Source organism: Nonomuraea sp. NPDC050394, from assembly GCF_044459065.1.
Classification (GTDB): Bacteria; Actinomycetota; Actinomycetes; order Streptosporangiales; family Streptosporangiaceae; genus Nonomuraea.
The window spans coordinates 277,218-301,249 of sequence record NZ_JBITIO010000013.1 but is presented as its reverse complement, the minus strand read 5'-3'; the positions used below and the strand labels follow the sequence as shown (position 1 = coordinate 301,249).

The 24,032-nt window shown below is 72.8% G+C and carries 23 protein-coding genes; 9 read left to right on the top strand and 14 right to left on the bottom strand.

What is annotated here, in order from left to right; all coding sequences use genetic code 11:
* Window position 1: 1 nt before the first annotated feature.
* Entirely contained in the window at window positions 2–1,195 is a 1,194-nt protein-coding gene (locus ACIBKY_RS40315; protein ID WP_397105430.1) for an MFS transporter, read from the bottom strand.
* Between the two features lie 45 nt (window positions 1,196–1,240).
* Between ACIBKY_RS40315 and ACIBKY_RS40310 the strand changes: the two genes are divergently transcribed.
* On the top strand, window positions 1,241–1,738 hold the full coding sequence (locus tag ACIBKY_RS40310; RefSeq protein WP_397105429.1) for a CGNR zinc finger domain-containing protein: 498 nt from the start codon (window positions 1,241–1,243) through the stop codon (window positions 1,736–1,738).
* Here the strand turns inward: ACIBKY_RS40310 and ACIBKY_RS40305 are convergent.
* From ACIBKY_RS40305 to uraD, 9 genes are all read right to left on the bottom strand, one after another.
* Window positions 1,735–2,817 (bottom strand): XdhC family protein, encoded by a 1,083-nt coding sequence (locus tag ACIBKY_RS40305; protein ID WP_397105428.1) that lies wholly within the window; start codon window positions 2,815–2,817, stop codon window positions 1,735–1,737. The two genes, ACIBKY_RS40310 and ACIBKY_RS40305, sit on opposite strands and share 4 nt — an antisense overlap.
* 66 nt (window positions 2,818–2,883) lie before the next feature.
* Window positions 2,884–4,290: an NCS2 family permease gene (locus ACIBKY_RS40300; protein ID WP_397105427.1), complete on the bottom strand. Its 1,407-nt coding sequence runs from the start codon at window positions 4,288–4,290 to the stop codon at window positions 2,884–2,886.
* A gap of 124 nt (window positions 4,291–4,414) precedes the next feature.
* A complete protein-coding gene (locus tag ACIBKY_RS40295; RefSeq protein ID WP_397105426.1) occupies window positions 4,415–6,712 on the bottom strand; it encodes a xanthine dehydrogenase family protein molybdopterin-binding subunit in 2,298 nt (765 codons plus the stop codon).
* A complete protein-coding gene (locus ACIBKY_RS40290) occupies window positions 6,709–8,088 on the bottom strand; it encodes an 8-oxoguanine deaminase (RefSeq protein WP_397105425.1) in 1,380 nt (459 codons plus the stop codon). Before ACIBKY_RS40290 ends, ACIBKY_RS40295 begins: the two co-directional genes overlap by 4 nt.
* A complete protein-coding gene (locus tag ACIBKY_RS40285) occupies window positions 8,085–8,558 on the bottom strand; it encodes a (2Fe-2S)-binding protein (protein WP_397105424.1) in 474 nt (157 codons plus the stop codon). Before ACIBKY_RS40285 ends, ACIBKY_RS40290 begins: the two co-directional genes overlap by 4 nt.
* A complete protein-coding gene (locus ACIBKY_RS40280) occupies window positions 8,558–9,418 on the bottom strand; it encodes an FAD binding domain-containing protein (RefSeq protein ID WP_397105423.1) in 861 nt (286 codons plus the stop codon). The genes ACIBKY_RS40285 and ACIBKY_RS40280 overlap by 1 nt, the downstream gene beginning before the upstream one ends.
* A 7-nt stretch (window positions 9,419–9,425) precedes the next feature.
* On the bottom strand, window positions 9,426–10,301 hold the full coding sequence (gene pucL / locus ACIBKY_RS40275; protein ID WP_397105422.1) for a factor-independent urate hydroxylase: 876 nt from the start codon (window positions 10,299–10,301) through the stop codon (window positions 9,426–9,428).
* Window positions 10,302–10,595 (bottom strand): hydroxyisourate hydrolase, encoded by a 294-nt coding sequence (gene uraH, locus ACIBKY_RS40270; RefSeq protein ID WP_379611728.1) that lies wholly within the window; start codon window positions 10,593–10,595, stop codon window positions 10,302–10,304.
* Window positions 10,592–11,089, bottom strand: coding sequence for a 2-oxo-4-hydroxy-4-carboxy-5-ureidoimidazoline decarboxylase (gene uraD / locus ACIBKY_RS40265; RefSeq protein WP_397105420.1), 498 nt, complete (start codon window positions 11,087–11,089; stop codon window positions 10,592–10,594). Before uraD ends, uraH begins: the two co-directional genes overlap by 4 nt.
* Window positions 11,090–11,220: 131 nt before the next feature.
* Between uraD and ACIBKY_RS40260 the strand changes: the two genes are divergently transcribed.
* Window positions 11,221–12,714 carry a PucR family transcriptional regulator gene (locus tag ACIBKY_RS40260; protein WP_397105418.1) on the top strand — a complete coding sequence of 498 codons (1,494 nt, stop codon included), beginning with the start codon at window positions 11,221–11,223 and terminating at the stop codon, window positions 12,712–12,714.
* A 63-nt stretch (window positions 12,715–12,777) separates the two neighbouring features.
* Entirely contained in the window at window positions 12,778–13,623 is an 846-nt protein-coding gene (locus ACIBKY_RS40255; RefSeq protein ID WP_397105416.1) for a deoxyribonuclease IV, read from the top strand.
* Here the strand turns inward: ACIBKY_RS40255 and ACIBKY_RS40250 are convergent.
* Window positions 13,620–14,669 (bottom strand): LacI family DNA-binding transcriptional regulator, encoded by a 1,050-nt coding sequence (locus ACIBKY_RS40250; protein ID WP_397105414.1) that lies wholly within the window; start codon window positions 14,667–14,669, stop codon window positions 13,620–13,622. The two genes, ACIBKY_RS40255 and ACIBKY_RS40250, sit on opposite strands and share 4 nt — an antisense overlap.
* Before the next feature lie 61 nt (window positions 14,670–14,730).
* Between ACIBKY_RS40250 and ACIBKY_RS40245 the strand changes: the two genes are divergently transcribed.
* Window positions 14,731–14,919: a hypothetical protein gene (locus tag ACIBKY_RS40245; protein WP_397105412.1), complete on the top strand. Its 189-nt coding sequence runs from the start codon at window positions 14,731–14,733 to the stop codon at window positions 14,917–14,919.
* Window position 14,920: 1 nt separating this feature from the next.
* Here the strand turns inward: ACIBKY_RS40245 and ACIBKY_RS40240 are convergent, their stop codons facing one another.
* Window positions 14,921–16,123: a helix-turn-helix domain-containing protein gene (locus tag ACIBKY_RS40240; protein WP_397105410.1), complete on the bottom strand. Its 1,203-nt coding sequence runs from the start codon at window positions 16,121–16,123 to the stop codon at window positions 14,921–14,923.
* An 89-nt stretch (window positions 16,124–16,212) separates the two neighbouring features.
* On the opposite strand from ACIBKY_RS40240, the gene ureA reads away from it, so the two are divergent.
* Genes ureA through ACIBKY_RS40220 form a run of 4 tightly spaced genes read left to right on the top strand, consistent with a single transcriptional unit; the run spans window position 16,213 to window position 21,351 of the window.
* On the top strand, window positions 16,213–16,776 hold the full coding sequence (gene ureA, locus ACIBKY_RS40235) for an urease subunit gamma (RefSeq protein WP_397105408.1): 564 nt from the start codon (window positions 16,213–16,215) through the stop codon (window positions 16,774–16,776).
* Entirely contained in the window at window positions 16,773–18,461 is a 1,689-nt protein-coding gene (locus ACIBKY_RS40230; protein WP_397105406.1) for an urease subunit alpha, read from the top strand. Before ureA ends, ACIBKY_RS40230 begins: the two co-directional genes overlap by 4 nt.
* A gap of 11 nt (window positions 18,462–18,472) precedes the next feature.
* Window positions 18,473–19,744 carry an MFS transporter gene (locus ACIBKY_RS40225; RefSeq protein WP_397105404.1) on the top strand — a complete coding sequence of 424 codons (1,272 nt, stop codon included), beginning with the start codon at window positions 18,473–18,475 and terminating at the stop codon, window positions 19,742–19,744.
* Window positions 19,744–21,351 carry an amidohydrolase gene (locus tag ACIBKY_RS40220; RefSeq protein WP_397105402.1) on the top strand — a complete coding sequence of 536 codons (1,608 nt, stop codon included), beginning with the start codon at window positions 19,744–19,746 and terminating at the stop codon, window positions 21,349–21,351. Before ACIBKY_RS40225 ends, ACIBKY_RS40220 begins: the two co-directional genes overlap by 1 nt.
* A gap of 8 nt (window positions 21,352–21,359) precedes the next feature.
* Here ACIBKY_RS40220 and ACIBKY_RS40215 read toward each other — a convergent pair whose 3' ends face one another.
* Complete coding sequence (locus ACIBKY_RS40215) at window positions 21,360–22,691, bottom strand: aminotransferase class I/II-fold pyridoxal phosphate-dependent enzyme (RefSeq protein WP_397105400.1); 1,332 nt, start codon at window positions 22,689–22,691, stop codon at window positions 21,360–21,362.
* Window positions 22,692–22,728: 37 nt separating this feature from the next.
* On the opposite strand from ACIBKY_RS40215, the gene ACIBKY_RS40210 reads away from it, so the two are divergent.
* Window positions 22,729–23,355: an FMN-binding negative transcriptional regulator gene (locus ACIBKY_RS40210; RefSeq protein ID WP_397105398.1), complete on the top strand. Its 627-nt coding sequence runs from the start codon at window positions 22,729–22,731 to the stop codon at window positions 23,353–23,355.
* A gap of 99 nt (window positions 23,356–23,454) precedes the next feature.
* Here the strand turns inward: ACIBKY_RS40210 and ACIBKY_RS40205 are convergent, their stop codons facing one another.
* The gene (locus ACIBKY_RS40205) at window positions 23,455–23,967 is read right to left on the bottom strand and encodes a hypothetical protein (protein WP_397105396.1); all 513 of its coding nucleotides are present in this window, start codon (window positions 23,965–23,967) and stop codon (window positions 23,455–23,457) included.
* Between the last annotated feature and the right edge of the window lie 65 nt (window positions 23,968–24,032).

Genomic DNA, 24,032 nt, shown 5'->3' with positions numbered 1-24,032 from the left:
CTCAGGCCATCGCCGCGTCCGTGATGAGCTGACGGCGTTCGGCCACGGAGGAGCCCAGGGCGACCAGCGTGCTCAGGGCCACGCACAGGCCGATGGCGGGCTGGGCGCCGACGCGCTCCACGAGCCAGGCCACGGTCATGCCGGCGGCGCCGTAACCGAGTCCGCCGGCGGCGTACATGCCGGAGAAGCCCACGGCCCACTGCGACTCCGGCAGCCGCTCCTGCAGGGACACCGCGCGGGCGGTCAGGGCGGGCGTCTGCAGGAGACCGGCGACCGCGAACAGGGCCACGACCAGGCCGAGCACCGGGACCAGCGCGGCCGCGCCCAGCGCGAGACCGATGCCGGCCGACAACAGCGCCGCCTGGGCCAGCGGGGTGCCGGGCCAGGCGCGGGCGCCGTACAGGAGGCCGCCGCCGATGCCGGCCAGCGTGTACGCGGTCAGGACCGGGCCGGCCAGGGCGGCGCCGGCGCCGTGCGTGGCCAGGAGGACCGGCAGGGCCAGGCTGACGGCGCCGAAGGCGAACATCATCGCCCCGTCGTACGCCATCGCGGGCCAGCTGATCCGCCAGAGGCGCGCGCGGTGGGCGGTGGTGGTCCTGGGCGGGTCGAGGAGGCGGCGTCCGGCCAGCGCTCCCGCCGCCGCCACGGCGGCCATGAGGAGGATCGGGAGGCGGGCGTCCACGACGGCCAGGAGCGCCACCACCGCGGGGGCGACGGTCCAGACGGTCGTGCTGGCCGCCGATTCGAGGCTGAGCGCGGGCACGCGTCGCCGGGGTGGCGCCAGCCGTACCAGGAGGGCGCGCAGGCCGCCGTGGGCGCCCGCGGAGATCGCGCCGCCGAGCCCGGCCAGGGCGAGCATTCCCGCGGGCGTCCACCACTCCGCCCGGGGGGAGGCGGTGGCGAGCAGGGCCAGCAGGGCGAAGGCCGCGGCTTCCACGCCCAGGACCAGGGTGGTCTCGGAGCGGGCGGAGCGGCGGTCGAAGCGCCTGCCCAGGGGGCCCGCCGCGACCGCCTCGGCGAGCGCGTGGCCGCCGCCCAGGAGGGCGCCGACGGCGTAGGAGCCGGTGACGGCGTGTCCGAGGAAGACCAGCGCGAGCGGCGCGGCGGCCACCGGGAACCGCTGGCAGACCAGGACGGCGAACCAGACACCGACCCCCGGCGAACGCAGTACGGCGAGATACTGTTTACCGGTCATACTTATAGACGGTAACAGTTACCGGCTATCGAGTAAACTGGTTACATGACGGACAGCGTGGCGCCGGGAGCGCTGGAGCGGGTGCGGACGTTCCTCAACACGTGGTGGGTGCCCAACGACACGCGGGTGGCCGAGGACAGGCTGGCCGAGACGCTGGCCGATCCGGCCGACCTCGGCGAGATGTCGGAGCTCAGGACGGCCTTGCGGGCTGCGCTGGGGGCCGAGCGGCCGGCCGTACTGGCGTCGTGGCTGGAGCGGCACCCACTGCGGGCCGCGCTCTCGTCCGACGCCGGGAGCCCGCCGCTCGTGCTGACCCCCGAGGACGGCACGGCGGCGGGGCAGGTTCTGGCGGTGGTGGCCGAGGCGGTGCGGGCCGGTCAGTGGGCGCGGCTCAAGGCCTGTCCCGACTGCTCGTGGGTGTTCTACGACCACAGCCGCAACGGCAGCCGCCGGTGGTGCGTGATGAGCCCGGGTGGTTCGGACGCGCGGGGGTGCGGAAGCATCGCGAAGGTGCGCGCCTACCGCGAGCGCAAGCGCGCCTAGCGGGTGAGGGCGTGGACGGGGCCGGAGGTGGTGGCCAGCGGCCGGCAGGTGCCGCCGCGGCGGGTGGCCACGAGTTCGGCGGCGATGGAGACGGCGACCTCCTCCGGGGTGCGGGCGCCGAGGTCGAGGCCGATCGGGGAGCGCAGGCGCGACAGTTCCGCCTCGGACAGGCCCGCCTCGCGCAGCCGGCGCGACCTCTCGTCGTGGGTACGGCGCGAGCCCATCGCGCCCACGTAACCGGCTTCGGTGCGCAGGGCCCGTTCCAGCAGGGGGATGTCGAACTTCGGGTCGTGGGTCAGGACGGCGATGGCGGTGCGGGCGTCCACGGGGGTGCGCTCCAGGTAGCGGTGCGGCCAGTCGACGACCACCTCGTGGGCGTCGGGGAATCGCCCGCGGGTGGCGAAGACCGGGCGGGCGTCGCAGACGGTCACGTGGTAGCCGAGGAAGCGGCCGGCGCGGGTGAGGGCGGCGGCGAAGTCGATGGCGCCGAAGACCAGCAGGCGGGGCGGGGGCGCGTAGGTCTCCACGAACATCCGCAGGCCGTCGCAGCCCACCTCCCTGACGCCGGTCAGGCCGGTGTCCAGCATGGCCGCCGCCTCAGCCGCCACGAGGCGGTCGACGACGGGGTCGCCGGACGTGCCGGTGGCCTGCCCGGCCACCTCAAGCGTCAGGCAGGAGGGGCCGCCACTGGCCGGAGGCAGGATCCGGGCCAGGGCGGCCGGTCTATCGGCGGCCAGCGCTTCCAGGTAGGCGCGGAAGGCGGGCTGCGCGGTGTTCGGCCATACGAGGATCTCGATGATGCCGCCGCAGGTCAGCCCGACCGCGAACGCGTCGTCGTCGCTGTAGCCGAACGTCTGACGCAAGGGCCGGTTCTCTTCGAGTGAACGCAGGCACAGCTCGTACACGGCGCCTTCCACGCAACCGCCGGAGACGCTGCCGACGGCGGTGCCGTCCTCCGCCACGGCCAGCGCGGCTCCCGGCTCGCGGGGCGCGCTGCCGCTGACCCCGATGACGGAGGCGACCGCGAACCGCCGGCCCTCCCCGGTCCAGGCCAGGAGGTCGTCGACGAGATCACGCATGGTCTCTCCTTACCGAGCCGCAGATGGGGGAACGCCTCCCGGGTGGTGGAGGCGTTCCCGAGGGGCCTAGCCGAACAGGCCCTCGATGAACGAGATCCCGAAATAGGCCACGAAGATGGCCGTGATCAGCCACAGCAGCCAGTGGATCTCGGAGAACCTGCCGCGCGCCGCCTTGATCACGGTGTAGGCGACGATCCCCGCCCCCACCCCGTTGGTGATCGAGTAGGTGAACGGCATCAGGGAGATCGTGAGGAAGGCCGGGACGGCCAGCTCCAGATCGTCCCAGGAGATCTTGCGGGCGGCGGTCATCATGAGCGCCCCCACCAGCACCAGCGCGGGCGCCGCCGCCTGGGCGGGCACGACGGCGGCCAGCGGGGTCAGGAACATGGCCCCCGCGAACAATCCGCCGGTGACGAGGCTGGCGAGGCCGGTGCGAGCGCCCTCCCCGACTCCCGCCGCCGACTCCACGACGACCGTGTTGGCCGAGGCTCCGGTGGCGCCGCCGATGATGGCGCCGAAGCCGTCGATGGTGAGGATCTTGCCGATGCCCTTGATCTGCCCCTTGTCATCGGACAGCCCGGCTTCCTCGCCGACGCCGATGATGGTGCCCATCGCGTCGAAGAAGCCCGACAGCACCAGCGTGAACAGCACCACGGTGGCGGTCAGGATCCCGGCCTGGCCGAAGCCGCCGAACAGGTCGACGGAGCCGAGCAGCCCGAAGTCGGGGGTGGCGAAGACGTCCTTGGGCATGGCCGGGGTGACCACGCCCCACTTCAGCCCGTCGACGGCGGCGTTGATGACGATGGCCAGCGCGGTCGCGGCGACGATGCTGATGAGGATGGCTCCGGGCACGCGGCGCACGTACAGGCCGAGCATGAGCAGCAACCCGGCGCAGAAGACGACCACGGGCCAGCCCTGAAGGTGACCGCCGGTGCCGAGGGTGATGGGCGTGCCTTCGCCCCTGCCGACGAATCCGGCGTCCACGAGCCCGATGAGCGCGATGAACATGCCGATGCCGACCCCGATGGCGTGTTTCAGGCCGGTGGGGATGGCGTCCATGATGAGCTGCCTGATGCCGGTGAGGGCGAAGACGACGATCACGACGCCTTCGAGCACGACCAGGCCCATGGCCTGGTCCCAGGTCATGAACGGCGCCGCCTGGAAGGCCACCACCGGCGCCACGCCGAGCCCGGAGGCCAGCGCGAACGGGGCGTTGCCCACCAGGCCCATCAGGATGGTGGTGAGCGCGGCCGACAGCGCGACGGCGGTGGTCAGCTGCGGGATGGTGAGCGCGGCTCCGGTGACGTCCTTGGCGCCGCTGAGGATGATCGGGATGAGCAGGATGATGTAGGCGACGGCCACGAACGTGGTGATGCCGCCGCGCACCTCCCTGCCGACGGTGCTCCCCCTGCCCGACAGGTCGAAGAACCGGTCCAGCGCTCCGGTTGGGGGTTTTGTCTGGAGTTGGGTCATGGTCGGGGCCCTCCTCGGGCGTGGTCGACCTGCGGCTGCGCTGCCGCTGGGTGCGGTTGTGGAGTCTGTCCCGCTGACATGGGGGGTGCGGGCTGCCCCTGTTGATCAACTCACCCGGAGTGGGTCATCCCGTGATGTGCTCCGGACGCACAGGCACTCGGTGGAGTGCGAGCCCGGTGGCGTCGCGGATGGCCGCGACGATGGCCGGGGTGGAGGAGAGCGTGGGTGGCTCTCCGGCGCCACGCAGCCCGTATGGGGCACGCGGGTCGGCGTTCTCGAGGATTTCCAGCCGCATGGGCGGCATGTCGAGGATGGTGGGGATGAGGTAGTCGGTGAAGGACGGGTTGCGTACCTTGCCGTCGCTGACCACGATCTCCTCCATCACGGCGAGGCCGAGGCCCTGGGCGGTGCCGCCGTGGATCTGGCCTTCCAGGGAGAGGCGGTTGAGGATCTTGCCGACGTCCTGGACGGCGGCCAGTTCGACCACCTTCACCAGGCCGAGGTCCACGTCCACGTCGACGACGGCCCGGTGCACGCACAGGCCGAGCTGGGCGTGGGTGTCGCCCTGCCCCGTGACCTTGTCCATGCCGGTGGTGGGCTGGTGGTGGTATTCGCGGGTCTCCTCGATGGCCCGGTCGCCGAGCACGTCCTCGATGGCGGCGATCACTCCCCCGGAGGCCGATACGACCTTCCCCCCGGCGAGCGACACATCGTCGTAGGTGGCGTTGACGAGCTCCAGGACCCGATCCCGTACGGCCCGGCAGGCCGCCTGCACGGCACCGCCGGTCATGTACGACTGCCTGGACGCCGACGACGACCCGGCGTCGCCCACCTGGTTGTCGGCCGGGTGGATGACCACGTTCTCGATTCCCAGCTCGGTGCGAGCGATCTGGGCCTCGATGGTCACCAGCCCCTGCCCGACCTCGGCGGCCGCCGTGTGCACCAGGGCGGTGGCGGCGCCGCCGATCACCTCCAGCCGCACCTTGGCGGTGGAGTAGTCGTCGTAGCCCTCGGAGAAGCAGAGGTTCTTGATGCCGACGCCGTAGCCGACGCCGCGCCGTACCCCTTCCCCGTGGGTGGTCTGGGAGGCGCCGCCCGGCAGGTTGCGCAGGTCGGTGCTGTCGAGGGGAGCGGGCATGGGCAGGTCGCGCGCCTGCGCCAGCATCTCCTTCATGGGCAGCGGCGCGTGGATGATCTGCCCGGTGGCCAGCGCCGACCCCTGGGCGGCGGCGTTCGTTTGCCTGATGGTCACCGGATCCAGCCCACAGGCTTCACCCAGCTTGTCCAGGATCGACTCGTAGGCGAAACACGCCTGCACCGCGCCGAACCCGCGCATCGCCCCGCAGGGCGGGTTGTTCGTGTAGACGCCATAAGCGTCGATCTTGACGTTGGGGATCACGTAGGGGCCGACGCCGAGCGAGGCGGCGTTGCCGATGACGTTGAGCGTGGACGAGGTGTAGGCGCCGCCGTCCAGGATGATCTCGACGTCGGCGTAGAGGATCTTGCCGTCCTTCGACGCGCCGTACTCGTAGCGCATCTGGGCGGGGTGCCGGTGCACGTGGCCGAAGAACGACTCGTACCGGTTGTAGACCATCTTGATCGGCCGGCCGGTGTGCAGGGCGAGCATGGCGGCGTGGATCTGCATGGACAGGTCCTCGCGTCCGCCGAACGCGCCGCCGACCCCGGACAGCGTCATCCTGATGCGGTCCTCGGGCAGGCCGAGGCAGGGACCGATCTGCTTCAGGTCGTTGTGCATCCACTGGGTGGCGACGTACAGCTCGACGCCGCCGTCCTCTCCCGGCACCGCCAGGCCCGACTCGGGGCCGAGGAAGGCCTGGTCCTGGATGCCGACCTCGTACGTGCCCGAGACCACGACCTCGGCCTGCCCGCGCACCGCCTCGACGTCGCCGACCCTGACCGGCTGGTGCCTGGCCGGGTTCGGCCGGTCCTGGACCTGGGGGTAGGAAGGGTCGAGGGCGGCGCGCCTGGCGTCGGTCAGCGGCTCCAGGATCTCCCACTCGATGGCGATCTTGTCGAGCGCGCGGCGGGCGGTCTCCGGGTGGTCGGCGGCCACGAGCGCGATCGGCTCGCCCTGGTGCCGTACCTCGCCGATGGCCAGCACCGGCTGGTCCCAGGTGAGGTCGACCCCGTAGTGCTTGCGGCCGGGGACGTCCTCGTGCGTGAGGACGGCGTGCACACCCGGGTGGGCGAGCGCGGGAGCGGTGTCGATGGAGACGATGCGCGCCCGCGGATGCGGGCTGCGGAGCGTGGCGCCCCAGAGCATCCCGTCCATCCACAGGTCGGAGGTGTAGGCGAACTCGCCCTTGACCTTGAGCGTCCCGTCGGGCCGCAACGTGCTCTCGCCCACTCCCCCGATGCCGGGAGCGGCGATGTCGTGCGGCGCGCGCAGCGGGATGGTCACGTGTGTACCTCCTTGGCGACGGAGAATCCCTGTTCCCGCGCCAGCCGCATCAGGCGGCGGTGCGCCTCGGCGCCCGCGCGTCCCGACGCGTCCTGGTCGACGGTCTTCAGCTCGTCGTTCTCGACGACGCTCTCGCCGCCGACGAGCAGGCGGGCCAGCGGCGGCTGCCGGGTGGCGAACACCAGCTGGCAGACGGGGTCCTCGACGGCGCCGGCGAAGGCGCCGTCGACGCGCCACAGCGCGATGTCGGCGAGCTTGCCCGCCTCCAGCGAGCCGAGCTCGCCGGCGCGGCCGAGGTTGCGCGCGCCGCCCATGGTGGCCATCTCCAGCGCCTGGCGGGCGGTGAGCGCGGTGGGCCCGTGCGCGGCGCGCTGGAACAGCAGCGCCTGGCGCATCTCGCCGGACAGCGTGGTCAGCTCGGAGGAGGCGTTGCCGTCGACGCCGAGCCCCACGTTGGCCCCGCGCCGCAGCATCTCCGAGACGCGGGCGATGCCGGCGCCGAGGCGGCCGTTGGAGGAGGGGCAGTGGGCGGCGCCGGTGCCGGTCGCGGCGAACTTGTCGATGTCGGCGTCGCTCAGGTGCACGGTGTGGGCGAACCACACGTCGGGGCCGAGCCAGCCGAGCTTCTCCATGTAGTCGACCGGCCGTACGCCGAACGCCTCGACGCAGTGCTCGTCCTCGTCGAGCGTCTCGGCCAGGTGCGTGTGCAGGCGTACGCCCTTGGCCCTGGCCAGCTCGGCGGCGTCGGTCATCAGCTCGGCGGTGACCGAGAACGGCGAGCAGGGCGCGACCGCGACGCGCAGCTTCGAGGAGAACGACGGGTCGTGGTAGGCGTCGATGGCCTCGGCGGTGGCGGCCAGGACGGTGTCGCGGCCCTCGACCACCACGTCCGGCGGCAGGCCGCCCTGCGACTGGCCGCGGTCCATGGAGCCGCGGGCGGGGTGGAAGCGGATGCCGAGCTCGCGGGCGGCCTCGATCTCGGCGGCGAACAGGTCGCCGCGGCCCTTCGGGAAGACGTAGTGGTGGTCGCTGGAGAGCGTGCAGCCCGACAGCGCCAGGTAGCCGAGCCCGGCGGCGGCGGCGCCCTTGACGACCTCGGCGTCCATGGCGGCCCACACCTGGTAGCTGGCGACCAGCCACTCGAACAGGGTGGCGTCCTGGGCCAGGCCCTGCGAGGCCCACTGGTAGAGGTGGTGGTGGGTGTTGACCAGGCCGGGCGTGGCCAGGCAGCCGGTGCCGTCGACGCGGGCCTCGCCGGGGACCGGCTCGGCGGCGCCGGAGCCGACCTCCGTGATCCGGTCTCCCTCGATCCGGATGTATCCGGACGGGATCTCCGGGCCGGTGACCGGCGCGATGTAGACGTTCTCGATGATCATGGGGTGACGGCCTTTCGGGACGCGGCCAGCCGTACCGCGTCGAGGATCTTCTCGTAGCCCGTGCAGCGGCACAGGTTGCCCGCGAGCGCCTCGCGGATCTCCGCGTCGGACGGGTCGGGCACTCTGTCGATGAGGTCGTGCGCCTGCACGATCAGTCCGGGCGTGCAGAATCCGCACTGCACGGCGCCGCACTCGACGAACGCCTCCTGCACGGGGTCGAGGCGGTCGCCGTCGGCCAGGCCCTCGACCGTGCGGACCTGGCGGCCCTCGGCCTGACCCGCGGCGACCAGGCAGGCGCAGACCGGCGTGCCGTCCAGGTAAACGGTGCAGGAGCCGCATTCGCCCTGCTCGCAGGCGTTCTTGGAGCCGGGCAGCCCGACCCGCTCGCGCAGCACGTACAGCAGGCTCTCTCCGGCCCACACGTCGTCGACGGACTCTTCGCGGCCGTTGACGGTGAAGGAGACCCTCATCAGGCGGCCCTCACTTTCCGGTAGTCGTTCCACGCCCAGGTGAGCGTGCGGCGGGCCATCACGGCGATGGCGTGCCTGCGGTAGTCGGCGGTGCCGCGCACGTCGTCGATCGGCGAGGCGGCGCGGGAGCACAGCTCGCCGAAGCGCTTGAGCACCGCGGAGTCGAGGCGGGCGTCCCAGTCGAGCTCGCCGGCCAGGAACTCCTCGGCTTCGAGGGCGCGGCGCGGGGTGGGGGCGGCCGAGCCGATCCCGGTACCGACCCGGCGCTCGCCGGGGTGCAGCGCGACCGAGAACGAGCAGACCGCGATGACCATGGCGTTGCGGGTGCCGACCTTGGAGAAGTACTGCGGCCCGCCCGCGGCCTCGATCCGCACCGCCCTGATCAGCTCGTCCGGCTCCAGCGCGCTGCGCTTGACGCCCAGGTAGAACTCGTGCGCGGGGATCATCCGCACGCCCCGCGCCCGCGACTCCACCTCGACGACCGCCCCGGCCGCCAGCAGCGGCGGATGGCTGTCGCCCGCGGGCGAGGCCGCCCCGAGGTTGCCGCCGACGGTGCCGCGGTTGCGGATCTGCGGCGAGCCGACCGTCCGCGAGGCCTGCGCGAGCCCCGGCAGCACCCCGCCGAGCTCCTCGATGATCTTCACGTACGGCAGGCCCGCCCCGACCCGGTAGGCGTCGCCCTCCCGCGACCAGGTGGCCAGCTCGCCCACCTGGTTGAGGTCGAGCAGCGCCGGCGGCCTGTGCACGTCGAAGTTGATCTCCACCATCACGTCGGTGCCGCCCTGGATGGGCACGGCCTCCGGCTGGTCCGCCTTGGCGGCCAGCGCCTCCGCCCACGTGGTGGGACGCAAGAACTCCATCAGTCAGTCACTCCCAGGCGAAGGCGGCCTCGGGGGCGTCGTCCCGCAGGACGGCGCCCTCGATCAGCCCGTAGGGCCGGTCGGCCGCGTAGTAGACCTCGTTGTCGTTGTCGAGCCCGAACGGCGCCAGGTCCACGAGGAAGTGGTGCTTGTTCGGCATCGCGAACCTGATCTCGCAGACTTCCCCGCGGGTGTCGAGCACCCGCCTGCCCATGGCGTAGAGGGTCTGCTGGAGGGAGAGGCTGTGGGTGTCGGCGAAGGCTTCGAGCAGGCGGCGCCGTACCTCGTTGTAGGACGTGCCGAAGGGGGTGTCCTCGCCGGTGTGCCGCCACTGGGCGCTGACCGCGGTCGCGAGGATGCGGTCGGTGGTGGGCTTCAGCGTCGTGTACTCGTCCTCGATGTAGCCGTGGAACTCCGAGCCGGTCGAGTTGAGCACCACGAGGTCCTTCAGGCCGGACACGACGGTGGTGCGGCCGTCCCTGTCGTGGTGGACCACGCAGGTGCGTACCTCCTGGCCGTCGCGGACGAAGGAGTGCCGCTGTTCGCCGGAGACGGGGATGCGGCGCCAGCCGTACTCCTCGATCTCCACGCGGGCGTGGCCGATCGTGGGCTGGCTGCCGACGTAGTGCCTGGCCAGCAGGAGGGCGAAGTCCTCGATCTGGTCGACGCCGTGCTTGCGGGCGAAGGCGAAGGCCGTGTTCTTCTGCGTGTCGGTGGGGAGAACGGCCGCGTTGCCGCCGGTCAGGTGGACATCGGCCATGTCGCCGGACAGGGACGAGCTGACGTTGATGTCCTTGATGTGATGGACAACGCCGTCTCGCACGACCCGGACGAGCCTGGTCTCCGCCTTTCCGTAGCGGTTGGGCCCGAGAATGACAGGCATCTAGCTCCCTCGATAGGTGGAGTACGCGAACGGGCTGAGCAGGAGCGGCACGTGGTAGTGCTGGTCCGGGTCCTCGACGGCGAACGTGATGACCACCTCGGGGTAGAAGGAGGTCAGCGCGCCGGTGTCGAAGACGACGCGGTGCACGCCCCGGCCGGGGTTCCAGCCCTTGATCCGGCCGTCGTCGTCGGTGCGGCCCTCGGCCACGACCTCGCCGTCCCGCTCCAGCCGTACGGGTACTCCCGCGGCGGGGCGGCCCGTCGCGGCGTTCAGGATGTGGGTGGAGAAGCTCATGCCACGCCCACCAGCTTCGCCATGCGCAGCCGGGTGATCTTGGCGAGTTCGTCGCGTACCACGCGGCGCTCGGCCTCCTCGTCGTTGAGCAGGCGCTCGTTGAGGCGGTCCAGCATCTGGCGGCCGCTCAGGCCGGTCGCGCAGATCAGGTACACGTGGCCGAACCTGTCCTCGTAGTCCCGGTTGCCCCGCGCGAGCTCGGCCAGCACGTCGTCGCCGACTCCGGCCTGCTCCTGACGTGACCACTTCTCCGCGGTGCGCTCCCCGATCCTGGGGTGGGCGCCGAGCGCCTCCAGCACCTCGGGCCACTCCAGCGCGCGTACCGCGGTGTCGGCGGTGGCGGTGAGCTGGGCCAGGTCCCGGTGGGGCCGGAGCGCGGCCACGGTCCTGGCGAAGGCGGGCGAGGCGCAGCAGGCCATCAGCTCGCGCTCGGCGTCGGCCTGACCGAGGGCGTTGAAGTCGGCCAGCCCGGACACGGTCTGCAGGTTCGGCATGTCAGAAGTACACACAGGGCTCTCGTGCCCGGTCCATCCGCAAGAACTCCGAACTGCTCCAGGGGTTGGTCAGGACTTTTCGTGTCATGCTCCAAGTTCTTGGGGACCGCACCCGCGGGTACTGTCCGAGCATGCGACTCAACGCGCTGCTGGAGATGCCGGAGCTGGGCCTGTCGGCCGTGGTCGGGCACGACGAGCTCGACCGGCCGCTGCGCTGGGTCGTCACCACCGACCTGCTCCACCCGGGCCGCTACCTGAGCGGCGGCGAACTCGTCCTGACCGGCCTCATCTGGCGCAACTCCCCCGCCGACAGCGAGACGTTCGTGGCCGCGCTGGCCGCCGCCGGGGTCTCCGGGCTGGGCGCCTGCGAGGCGGCCTCCGGCGGCCTGCCCGCCGACCTGGTGGCCGCGTGCGAGAAGCACCGGGTGCCGCTGTTCCACGTGCCGCAGGCGCTCGGGTTCGCCGAGGTGACCGAGCACATCGTGCGCCGGCTGTCGGGCGCGCGGGCCTCCGACGTCAAGGCCGTGCTCGACCGGCACCGCCAGCTCGTCTCCGGCGCCGGGCTCGACCCCGTGATGGAGATGATCGGGCGCGACCTCGGCATGCGCGGCTGGGTGCTGACCGCCTCCGGCCGTACCGTGGCCGGCGCCGAGCCGCCCGCCGACACGGCCATGCTGGCCAGGGCGTTCCTGACGGCCAAGCGGCTGCCGTGCGTACGCGGCGGCTACACGATCTTCCCCGTGGACGAGCAGACGACCTCGCGGGTGGCCGACTGGTTCGTGGCCTTCGAGGGCTCCATGGACGACTGGCCGGAGGAACGGCTCGCGCTGGCCGCGGAACTGGCGGCCGTCGCCGCGCTGGAGCGCATGCGGCTGGACGACCGGCTCAGCCCCGAGGGCCGCATCGGCCAGGAACTGGTCCGTCTCGTGCTGACCGACGGACGGCCCAGCGACATCCTGCCGCGCCTGCAGGTGACCGGCCTGGCCGAGGCGGCCGGGTACGTCGCCGTCGCCGCCGCGGCCGGCGCCAGCCTGCGTCCCGGCGAGCTGCGGGTGGTCGTCAAGGAGATCCTGTACGGCCTGCGCCCCGTCATCGGCGTCGTCGAGGACGAGACGATCGCCCTCGTGCCGGCGACCGGCGAGGACGTCACCGGCCGGGTACGCGACGCCGTACACGCGCTGGCACCCGGGCTCGGCGGCAGCAGGCTCAAGGTCGGAGTGAGCGGCCAGGCGCAGGTGGAGGGCCTGCGCGGCGCGGTCGAAGAGGCCCGGTACGCGCGCCGGATGGCCGAGGGCAGGGCCGAACCCGACGCGGTCGTGGGCCACGACGAACTGGCCACGCACGTGCTGCTGCTGGCGTCGGTGCCCGACGACGTGCGGCACATGTTCCGGGTGCGGCTGCTGGACCCGCTGCGCTCCTACGACCAGGTGCACCGGGCCGACCTGGTGCGCACGCTGGAGGCGTTCCTGCTGTGCTCGGGGTCGTGGACCAAGTGCGCCGAGCTGCTCCACGTGCACGTCAACACGCTGCGCTACCGCATCCAGCGCATCCAGGACCTCACCGGACGCGACCTGTCGCGGCTGGAGGACCGGGTGGACTTCTTCCTGGCGCTGCGGCTGGGTTAGGCGGGTAAAGAGAGGTCATGGCGACGGAGGCAGAGGGGGCGCGGCGATAGACTGGACGCCATCATGACTCCCACTTCACTCATCGGCGGGCACGTCTCCGTCGCGGGCGGCCTGGCCACCGGCGGCCTGAAGTTCATGGCCGACATCGGCGCCGAGATGATGCAGGTCTTCGTCACCAATCCGCGCTCGTGGGCACTGACCGAGCGCAAGCCCGACGAGGACGCCAAGCTCGCCGAGTCGGGAGTGGAGAGCTTCATCCACATCCCCTACCTGGTCAACTTCGGCTCGCCCAACCCCGACACACTCGCCAACTCCATCGAGCTGACCCGCTACACGCTGCGGCGCGGTGTCGAGACGGGCGCCAAGGGCGTGGTCGTGCACACCGGCTCGGCGGTCACGCAGCCGCGCGAGGCCGCGATGGCGCAGTTGCACGAGCACCTGCTGCCGCTCCTGGAGGAGATCCCCGAGGGCGGCCCCGACCTGCTGCTGGAGCCGATGGCCGGGCAGGGCGCGATGTTGTGCGCGACGGTCCAGGACCTGGAGCCCTACCTCGCGGCGCTCGACTGGCACCCGAAGGCGGGCATCTGCTTCGACACCTGCCACGCGTTCGCCGCCGGGCACGACCTGGCCAAGGAGGGCGGTGTCACCGAGACCCTCGACGCGCTGCACAAGATCGCGCCGGGCCGGTTGAAGCTGGTCCACGCCAACGACTCCAAGGACGTCTGCGGCTCCAAGAAGGACCGCCACGAGAAGATCGGCCAGGGCGAGATCGGGCTGGCCGCCTTCGGCGAGCTGTTCCGGCACGACATCGTGGCCGGGGTCCCGGTCTGCATCGAGACGCCGGGCAAGCCGCCGGAGTACCGCGTCGACATCCAGGCGCTCAAGGACCTGCGCGACGCCCCGCTCTAGGACGGGGGCGCGGCGGTGCTGTTCCTGACGTGCAGCTCGTGCGGGAGCAGCAGCCGCTCGGGCCGCGGGTCGCCCGACAGGAGCAGCCGGCCCGCGGTCTGGCCGGCGAGCTGGCTGTGCTGCCTGACCGACGTGAGGTCCGCCTCCTCGGCGGCGCTGTCGGAGAAGCCGACCACCGACAGCTCCGCGGGCACTTTGACGCCCGCCTCCGCCGCCGCGTCCAGCACGCCGAGCGCCAGCACGTCGGTGTTGCACAGCACCGCCGTGGGCCGGGGTGAGCGGGCCAGCAGCGCCCGCCCGGCCTCGCGGCCCGCCTCGCGCTCGTTGCCCACCACCTCGTAGACCGGCACCTCCGCCCAGTCGACTCCCCCGGCCTCGAAGGCGGCGCGGTAGCCGAGGACCCGGTTGCGCATGGCCTGGAAGACCGCGCTCTCCTGCCGCTCGACGTCGGCCCAGCCGTGGCGGCCGTCCTGGTGGAGGCCGACGACGGCCAGCCCGACCCGTGTGTGCCCGAGGTCGAGCAGATGCCGCGCGGCCGATCCGGCCGCCGCCGGTTCGTCGATTCCCACGAACGGCACGCCCTCCACGAACGGCTCGTCCACCATCACCGTCGGCAGCCGCCTGGCCAGCACGGCGTCGAGCGCCGCGTGCCCGTCGGGCAGCGAGAACACGCAGAAGGCGTCCACCACGGCGTCGCGCACCAGCTCGGTACGTTCGACGCCGCGCGGCTGCTGCAGGATGAGCAGCCCGACCGCGGCCTCCTCGGCCGCGACCGCCAGCCCCTGGAGGAAGCCGATCGCGTACGGGTCGGCGAAGGCGTAGGGCAGCGTCTCGGTGAAGATCAGGCCCAGCGCCCCCGCCCTGCCGAGTCTCAGGGATCGCGCGGTCGGGTTGGGGCCGGCGTACCCGAGCTCGTCGGCCACCCGCAGGATGCGCTCGCGCAACTCGGCGCTGAGCTGGTCGGGGCGGGAGAAGGCGTACGAGACCGTGGCGCGCGAGACGCCCACGCGGTCCGCGATCGTCTGCAGGGTCACTCGCTCGGTCATCCACACACCCTAGCGAATGACTTCTTAATCAGTTAAGCTCTTAATGGATTAAGGAGGCAACATGGATGCCATGCAAGTGCTCGCCCACCAGACGGCGATGGGGTATGAGGACGGCCTTCGCACCGCGCTGCCCGACGCCCCGCGACAGCCCGGCCGAGACGTCGAACGCGTCAGGGTCCGGCTGGCCCGCACCCTGCGCCGCACCGCCGACCACCTGGACCCGGCCCCCGCCAGGACGGTCACCGAGTAGGTCAGAACGTGGCCGCGCGCAGGGCCAGCGCGATCACCGCGGCGTCCTCGGGGGCGCGGACGTCGCGGCCGGTCAGGTCCTTGAAGCGGGCGAAACGGTGCTGGACGGTGTTGCGGTGGCAGTACAGGGCGGCGGCCGTGGCGGCGATCGCCCCGTCGCCGGCCAGGTGCACGCGGACCGTCTCCAGGAGCCGTTCCCGCTCGGCCGCGCCCACCGTGTAGAGAGGGCCGAGCACCCGGGCGGCCAGTTCGGCCGACAGCTCGGGGTTGTGGGCGGTGAAGACCTCCAGCCAGCTGTCCTCCAGACGGACCGGGCCGCCCTCCGGTGCGCAGGCGCGGGCGGTCGCGGCGGCCAGCCGTACGGCGTGGGGGACTCTCGCCAGGCCCGCCACCTCGGGCGAGAGGCCACAGGGGACGCCCGCCAGCGCGTCGAGCACCACACGTTCCGCCCCGCCCGCGCGGGCCGGGAGCTGGACGACGAGGATGTCGCCGGTCGGCGCGTCGTGGCGGTGCAGGCGCAGGCCGAGCGAGCCCAGCGTGGAGAGCGCCGCCCGGAGCGAGGCGCCCGCGGCGGGGCCGGCCAGCGCCGGGGACGGCGGGGAGCCGGACCGGAGCGGGCCCGCGCCGCCGTCGGTGACGACGGCGACGAAGGCCGCTGAGGTGTCGAAGCCCAGGACCCGCCCGGCGTCGCGCACCACGTCGGGATTGCGGCCGTCGTTGTCCAGCAGCCGGGCGAACCACGTGCGCCGCTGGTCCTCGCGCTGGCGGCCCATCTCCAGCACGGCCCGCTGGTAGCCGGTCATGAGGCCGGTGTTGTGCTGCTCGACCGCCTCCCACACCAGGTTCGCCGAGACCAGCAGGCCGGGCAGGTCGTCCGGTTCCGCCTGGGCGATGAGGCCGTGCCACAGCACCTTGGCGTCCAGCCGCGCCGCGGCCAGCAGCGACTCCAGGGGCACGCCCTGCCCGGCCCGGCGCTCGCCCATCCCCTCCGAATGCGGCGCGAGCTCCTCCGGGGTACGCCCGTCGGCCAGCACGCGCAGGATCAGCGCGAACGCCACCCGCGCCCCCGCCCGCACCTCCTCGGGCGGCACGAGCCCGCGCGCGTAGGGCTCGATGGCCATCACCTCGGGCAGCCACGCGTCGATGAGGTCGTCGTAGCCGTTCAGGCATCGCGTGGCGAGCCGCGAGACGACATCGTTGGTCATATGCACAATCTAACGCGCTGTTTACGCGCCGTATCGCCGTTGGCCACCTCCGTGACCTGGGCTTACGGTGGCCGCAAGGGAGGAAGCACGTGCATCTGACGCCTCGTGAGCAGGAGCGGCTCACCATCTTCACGCTCGCGGAACTCGCCCGCCGCCGCCGTGCCCGCGGCCGCCCGCTCAACGCGCCGGAGTCCATCGCCCTCATCTGCGACGAGATCCTGGAGCTCGCCTGGGACGGCCTGTCCCTGGAGGAGGTCATCGCGGGGGCGAAGGCCGTACTGGACGAGGGCGAGGTCATGGACGGCGTCGCCGCGCTCGTCACGCACGTCCAGGTGGAGGCGCTGTTCCCGAACGGCACCGCGCTGGTCGCCGTCGACGCCCCCATCGGCCCGGCCCGCGAGGGCGGCCCCGGCGCGGTGCGTACCGCCGCCGAGCCCGTCGCGATCAACCCCGGCCGCCCGCGCGCCAGGCTGCGGGTGACCAACGAGGGCGCGCGCACGGTCTTCGTCTCGTCGCACTTCCCGCTCGGGGAGGTCAACGCGGCGCTGGCCTTCGACCGCGACCCATCCGGCCTGCGCCTGGACATCCCGGCCGGTACGGCTACCGCGTTCCGCCCCGGCGAGAGCGTCGACGTGGAGGTGATCGAGTCATGACCACACCCGGAATCGACCGCGAGACCTACAACGCGATCTACGGCCCCACCACCGGCGACCGGGTCCGCCTGGGCGACACGTGCCTGTGGGCCGAGGTCGAGCACGACGACGTCCCGCATGGCGACGAACTGCTCGGCGGCTGCGGCAAGACGCTGCGCGACGGCCTGCTGGCCCGCCCGCGCGGCGACCGGGAGTCGGCGCTGGACCTGATCGTGGCCGGGGTGGTGCTGATCGACCCGGTGCTCGGGGTGCGCAAGACGCACATCGGGGTCAAGGACGGTCGGGTCGTGCCGTTCCGGGGCGCGATCATCGACTCGCACACCGCGATCGTGCCGGGCGAGGGCCTGATCGCGACGCCGGGCATCGTGGACTCGCACGTGCACCTGTCCTCTCCCCAGATCGCCCCGGCGGCGCTGGCCTCCGGCGTCACGACCGTGGTCGGCATGGGGCTCGGCGGGGTGTGGGACGTCGGCGTGAACCCGGCGCGCAACCTGCACATGCTCATGTCCGCCTGGCGCGGGACAGCGCTGAACGTCGCCTTCCTGGCCAGAGGCTCCTCCAGCTCACGGCAGCTTCTGGAGGAGGCGGTGCTGGCGGGCGCCGGAGGCTTCAAGATCCACGAGGACTTCGGGGCGACGCCGCGCATCATCGACACCTGTCTCGGAGTGGCCGAGGAAGCCGACCTGCCGGTGGCGCTGCACTCCGACTCGATGAACGAGTCGGGGTACCTGGCCGACACGATCTCGGCGACGCGCGGGCGGACGGTGCACGCGTACCACGTGGAGGGGGGTGGCGGGCATCCCGACCTGCTGGAGATCCTCAGCGAGCCGCACGTGCTGCCGTCCTCGACGACGCCGACGATTCCGTACACGACGAACACGGTCGGCGAGCTGTTCCCGATGACGATGACCGTGCACCGGCAGAACCACCACATCGGCAGCGACGTCGAGGTGACCAGGAGCCGGGTGCGCGCGCACGGCATCGCGGCCGAGAACGTCCTGCACGACCTGGGCGCGATCAGCATCGTCAACTCCGACTCGATGGGCATGGGCCGCGTGGCCGAGACGGTACGCCGCACCTGGCAGCTCGCCCACCTGCACGAACTCCGCGATCTCGCCGCGACGGGCAGCCTCGGCGGTACGGCGGGCGACGCGGGCCGGAGCGCCAATGAGCGGATTCTGCGGTATCTGGCCAAGCTCACGGTCAATCCGGCGCTGGCCCACGGGATGGCGCACGAGGTGGGCACGCTGCTGCCGGGGCGGCTGGCCGACATCGTGCTGTGGCATCCGGCGTGGTTCGGGGCGAAGCCGGAGCTGGTCATCAAATCCGGATTTGTCGCTCATGGGGTGTCGGGCAGCGGGTCCGGCTCCACGCGGCTGACCCAGCCGCGCGTCTACCGCGACTACTTCGGCGGCCTCGGCGACGCGCCCGCGCAGCTGTCGCGGATCTTCGTCGCCCACGACGCCCTCGACGCCGCCGACACCAGGGACGCGCTCCCCCGCGGCCTCCGGTACGCGGCGATCAAGAACGCGCGCGGCCTGACCCGCGCCGACATGTACCGAAATATCGCGACGCCGTCGGTGGTGGTGCCCCGCGAACCCGGACCCGTCCTCGTGGACGGCGCCGAGGTGAGCATGGACCCCGCCACCCAGGTGCCGCTGGCCCAACTCCACCACTTCGCCTAGGAACCCCCCTCATGAGCAATCCCCGTGGCGCCGGAATCGCGTCCTTCGTCGGAACCTCCATCGAGTGGTACGACTTCTACATCTACGGCACCGCCGCCGCGCTGGTCTTCGGCAGGTTGTTCTTCCCCGAGGCCAGCCCGACCGCGGGGGTGATGGCGTCCTTCGCCACGTTCTGGGTGGGCTTCCTGGCCAGGCCGCTCGGCGGCGTGATCTTCGGCCACCTCGGCGACCGCATCGGTCGCAAGGGCACGCTCGTCGCGACGCTGCTGCTCATGGGCGGCGCCACCACCCTGGTCGGCGTGCTGCCCACCTACGCCTCCATCGGCATCCTGGCCCCGATCCTGCTGGCCACGCTCCGCTTCGTGCAGGGCATCGCCGTCGGCGGCGAGTGGGGCGGCGCCGTCCTCATCGCCGCCGAGCACGCCGGTCCGAAGCGCATCTTCTACGCCGCCTTCGCCCAGCAGGGCTCCCCCGCCGGATCCATCCTGGCCACCGGCGTGTTCGCCCTGGTCAGCCTCATGCCGGAGGACGCCTTCCTGTCCTACGGCTGGCGCATCCCGTTCCTGATGTCGGCCATCCTGGTCATCGTCGGCCTGGTCATCCGGCTGCGGGTGGAGGAGTCGCCGGAGTTCGTGCGGATGCGCGAGAAGCGCGAGGTCGTGAAGCTCCCCGTCGCCGAGGTCTTCCGCACGTCGTGGCCGCTCGTCCTGCTCGGCATCGGCGCCAGCGGCGTCGGCATCGCCTCGGCCTACTTCACCAACACCTTCATCCTGTCCTGGGCCACCACCGACCTGGGCATCACCAAGAGCACCATGCTCAACGTGCTGCTGATCGTCTCGGTCACCCAGTTCGTCACCCAGCCGATCGGCGCGGTCCTCGGCCAGCGGATGGGCGCGGCCAGGTACATGCTGATCGCGTTCACCGCGCTGATCGTGTGCACGCCGGTCACCTTCCTGATGGTCGGCACCGGCTCGCCGGCGTGGGCCACGATCGGCCTGGCGCTCAGCGTCGTCTTCAGCGGCTCCTCCTACGCCGCGCTGGCCGGCTTCCTGGCCGAGGCCTTCCCCGCCCGGGTCCGCTACACCGGCATCTCGCTGGCCTACCAGCTGTGCGGGGCGCTGATCGGCGGCACCACGCCCATGATCGCCCAGGCGCTGCTCAGCTCGACCGGGACGATCTGGGCGGTCGTCGGACAGTATTTGGTCGTCATCCTGCTCACCATGGCCTGCGTGCTGGCCCTGAGCCGCCGCCCGGCCACCCGCCCGACTCCTGTGGAGGTGTGATGCGCCTCGACGCGCTCTACGTCAACGGCCGGTTCACCACGCTGGACCCCGACCGGCCGTCGGCCTCCCGGCTCGGCGTGTTCGCCGGCCGCATCGCGGGGCTGGACGAGGAACTCGACGGGCTCACCGCCGAGCGGGTGGTCGACCTGGGCGGGCGGCCCGCCGTACCCGGGTTCAACGACGCCCACCACCACCTCAGCATGCGCGGCCAGCGGCTGCGCGAGCTGGACCTGCGGGTCGGCACGCTCGACGAGCTCTACGCGCTCGTGGCCGCGCGCGCGGCCGAGTTGCCGCGGGAGGCGTGGGTACGCGGCGCGGGCTACGACCAGAACAAGCTCGGCGCGCATCCGGAGCGCGAGGCGCTCGACCGCGCGGCCGGCGGGCGGCCCGTCTGGCTGCAGCACAACTCCGGCCACATGGGCGTGGCCAGCACCGCCGCGTTCGCGCTGATGGGCTTTCCCGGCCTGGACGTGCCCGACGTGCCCGGCGGTTCGGTCGGCCGTGACCGGGACGGCCGGCCCGACGGGCTGCTGACCGAGCAGGCGCAGGACCTGGCGCACCGGGTGCTGCGGCCGGTGGCGCAGGAGGAGTTCGTGGAGGGCATCGGCCTGGCCTCGCGGGTCGCGGCGGCGGAGGGGCTGACCAGCTTCGCCGAGCCCGGCGTCGGCCTGGGGCTGGCCGGGAACGGCCCGCTGGACGTGGCCGCGTTCCAGGAGGCGCGGCGCCGCGGGCTGCTGCTCCAGCGCGCCGTCCTGATGCCGGGCTCGCCCAACCTGCACGACGTCGGCGACGGTTTCGGCCTCGACCTCGGGATCGGCCCCGGGCTGGGCGACGAGCGGCTGCGCCTGGGTCCGGTGAAGGTCTTCTCCGACGGCTCGCTGATCGGGCGTACCGCCGCCATGTGCTGCGACTACGCCGGTGAGCCGGGCAACCGGGGCTTCCTGCAGGAGGAGGCCGCGGCGCTGCACGCGTTCATCCTGCGCGCCCACCGGGCCGGCTGGCAGGTGGCCGCGCACGCCATCGGCGACCGCGCCGTGGACGTGGTCCTGGACGCCTACGCCGAGGCCCAGTCGCGCTGGCCGAGAGCCGACGCCCGCCACCGCATCGAGCACTGCGCCGTCACCAGTCCCGCGCAGGTGGCCAGGATCGCCGCGCTCGGCGTCATCCCGGTGCCGCAGGGGCGGTTCATCTCGGAGATCGGCGACGGCATGCTCGCCGCCCTGGGACCTGAGCGGTCGGCCGGGTGCTACCGGCAGCGTTCGTTCCTGGAGGCAGGGATCGTGCTGCCGGGCAGTTCCGACTGCCCCGTGGTCGAGGGGGCGCCGCTGCTGGGCATCCACGACCTGGTCAACCAGCGGACCTCGGGCGGGCGGCCGTTCAATCCCGGCGAGGCGCTGACCACGGAGCAGGCCCTGCGCGCCTACACTTCGGGCTCGGCGTACGCGGTCTTCGACGAGCACCTCAAGGGGACCCTGTCGCGGGGCAGGCTGGCCGACTTCGCGGTCCTGTCCGACGACCTGCTGGCGGTGGCGCCGCAGAGCATCAGGGACATCGCGGTGCTGGCCACCGTGATCGGCGGCGAACTGGTTCACGACCTGCTCGGCTGAGCCGCGCGTCAGCCGTAACGGCCCTGTGTGACGGGGAGGACGGCGGCGGCGAGGGCGTCCGCCACGGCGGGGATCTCCTCCGGCGCCAGCGAGGCCACCGTGACGCGGATCGCCGGCGGGGTGGCGAGGCGGTTGCGGGCCCCGGGGGCGGCGGCCCAGCCCCGGGCGAGCAGGCCGGTGATGGCGGTGGTCTCGTCGGCGACGGGAATCCAGACGTTGAGCCCGCTACGGCCGTGCGCGGGGATGCCGTGCCCGGCCAGCGCGGCGACGAGGGCCTGCCGGCGCGCGGTGTAGGAGGCCGCGACCCGCGGGGTGGACACGGCGCCGGTCCGCCAGAGGTGGGCGACGGTGCGCTGCAGGAGGTGGCTGACCCAGCCCGCGGCCAGCCGCTGGCGGCCGCGCAGGCGGTCGACGGTCTGGGCGTCGCCGGTGACGACGGCCAGGCGCAGGTCGGGGCCGTGGGACTTGGCGGTGGAGCGGGTCAGGATCCAGTGGGCCGTGGTGCCGGTCAGCGTGTGGATGGGCAGGTTCGCCAGGCCAGCGGCGTGGTCGTCCTCGATGAGCAGGACCTGCGGGTACGCCGCCAGCAGGGGGCGCAGGGCGGCGGCGCGGGCGGCCGATATGGCCGCTCCGGTGGGGTTCTGGGCGCGGGCGGTGACGATGACCGCCCGTACGCCCGCGGCCAGGGCGCGCTCCAGCCCGGCGGCGTCCGGGCCGTCGTCGTCGACCGGCACCGGGACCGGGCGCAGGCCCAGGGCGGTGACGAGGTCGAGGGCGGCCGACCAGCCGGGGTCCTCCACGGCCACGGCGTCGCCCGGTCGCAGGCGCATGGTCAGCACGCGCTCCACCGCGTCCAGCGTGCCCGAGGTGACCGCCGGGCGGGCGCCGCCGAGGACGCCGTCGGCCTCGAAGGCCGCGGCGGCGTGGGTCACCAGGTCGGGGAGGTCGGCGGTGCCGTACAGGGCGGGGCCGGCGGCGTGGGCGCGGGCGGCGGCGGCCAGGGCGTCGGTGAGGTCGGGCAGCAGCGCGGGGTCGGGGTTTCCGCGCGACAGATCGCGGGTCCCGGGCGGGACGTGGATGCGGATGTCCTCGCGGGCGGTGCTGGCCGGGCGGGGCCTGATCCGCGAGCCGCGGCGGCCGGCGGTCTCCACGACGCCGCGCTCGCGCAGCAGGCGGTAGGCGGAGGCGGCGGTGTTGGCGTTGACGCCGGTCCTGGCGGCGAGCTCGCGCACCGTCGGGAGGGCCGAGCCGGGCGCGAGGACGCCCTCGGCGACGGCCGTCTCGATGCCGGCGGCGATCTCGCTGGCTGTCCCGCCGGCAAACGTGTAGCTTACTAGCACAAAGTCTATTTTGTATTAGTACAAAGGGATTTTCAAGATGCTGATCCATCCTTGGGACGCCGCCCGCGGCGAGGACGAGTGGCACGAGTGGCTGCGCGGGCGCGACTTCGGCCTGCTGGCGGCCAACGGGGTGGACGGCGGGCCGCCGGTGGTCGTCCCCTCGCACTTCCTGTTCGACGGCGAGCGGGAGGTGTGCCTGCACCTGGCCAGGCCGAACCCGATCTGGGCGGCGCTGGAGGCCGGCCCGCGGGTGACGCTGACCGTCGCCGACGACTACGCCTACATCCCCTCCACCTGGCGCGCCCCCGTGGACGGCGTGCCGACCAGCTACTACGCCGCCGTCCAGCTCATCTGCCGGGCCGAGATCCTGGACGGGCGCGAGGACAAGGCCGAGATCCTGCGCCGCCAGCTCGCCCACCACCAGCCCGGCGGCGGACACGGCACGGTGGCGGCCACCGAAGGGCCGTACCACAAGATGCTCTCGGCCATCCGCGGCCTGCGGCTGGAGGTCGTCGAGGCGCGGGCGAAGTTCAAGTACGACAGCCACAAGCCGGTCGAGCTCCGGGAGCGGGTGGCCGGCCACCTCGCCGCCCGCGACCAGGTCCGCGACGCCGGGGCACGGACGCAGGTGCTACGCCGCCTCGCCACCGGGGCGGGCGACTGACCGCCCACCGGCGCGGATGGCCACCCGTCCGCCGGGGCCGAGCTGCCCGCCGGGGCGGGTGGCTGAGCTGTCCGCCGGGGCGGGTGGCTGCGCCGTACCTCATCCGGTGACAAGGCGGCGCGCGACGGGCAGGAGCGTGCGCTCGGCCCCCCTGGTCGCCCAGAGGGCGACCGCGATGAACAGCACCTGCTCGGGCGTGCGGAACCACAGCGGCGTGGCCTCGCCGCCGGCGAACGAGACCCCCGCAAGCGCCGCGTGGACGTTGGCCGGGAACATCGCCACGAACAGCACCGCGAGCGCGAACCCCGCCGCCCGGCGGGTACGGGCGAGCACGAGCCCGGCGGCCCCGAGCAGTTCCAGCACACCGGTCAGGTAGACGACGGCGCTCGGGAACGGGACGAACGGCGGCACCATCGCCACCATGTCGGCGTGTCCGGGCATCGGCAGCGGCGAGCCCGCGGGCACGAAGTGCGCGCTCGCGGTGACCACCAGCAGCACGGCCATTCCGTGCGCCGCGCTGACCGGCCACGACGCGAACCTGCCCACCCCGAGCACCCCCAGCAGCCGGAATCCCAGCACGGCGACCACGAGCACGATGACGGTGAGAAACATGACCCCTCCACATGGATAGCGTTCTATTAGATAGTACAGCTATCTAATGCGCTTTGCCAAGGGTA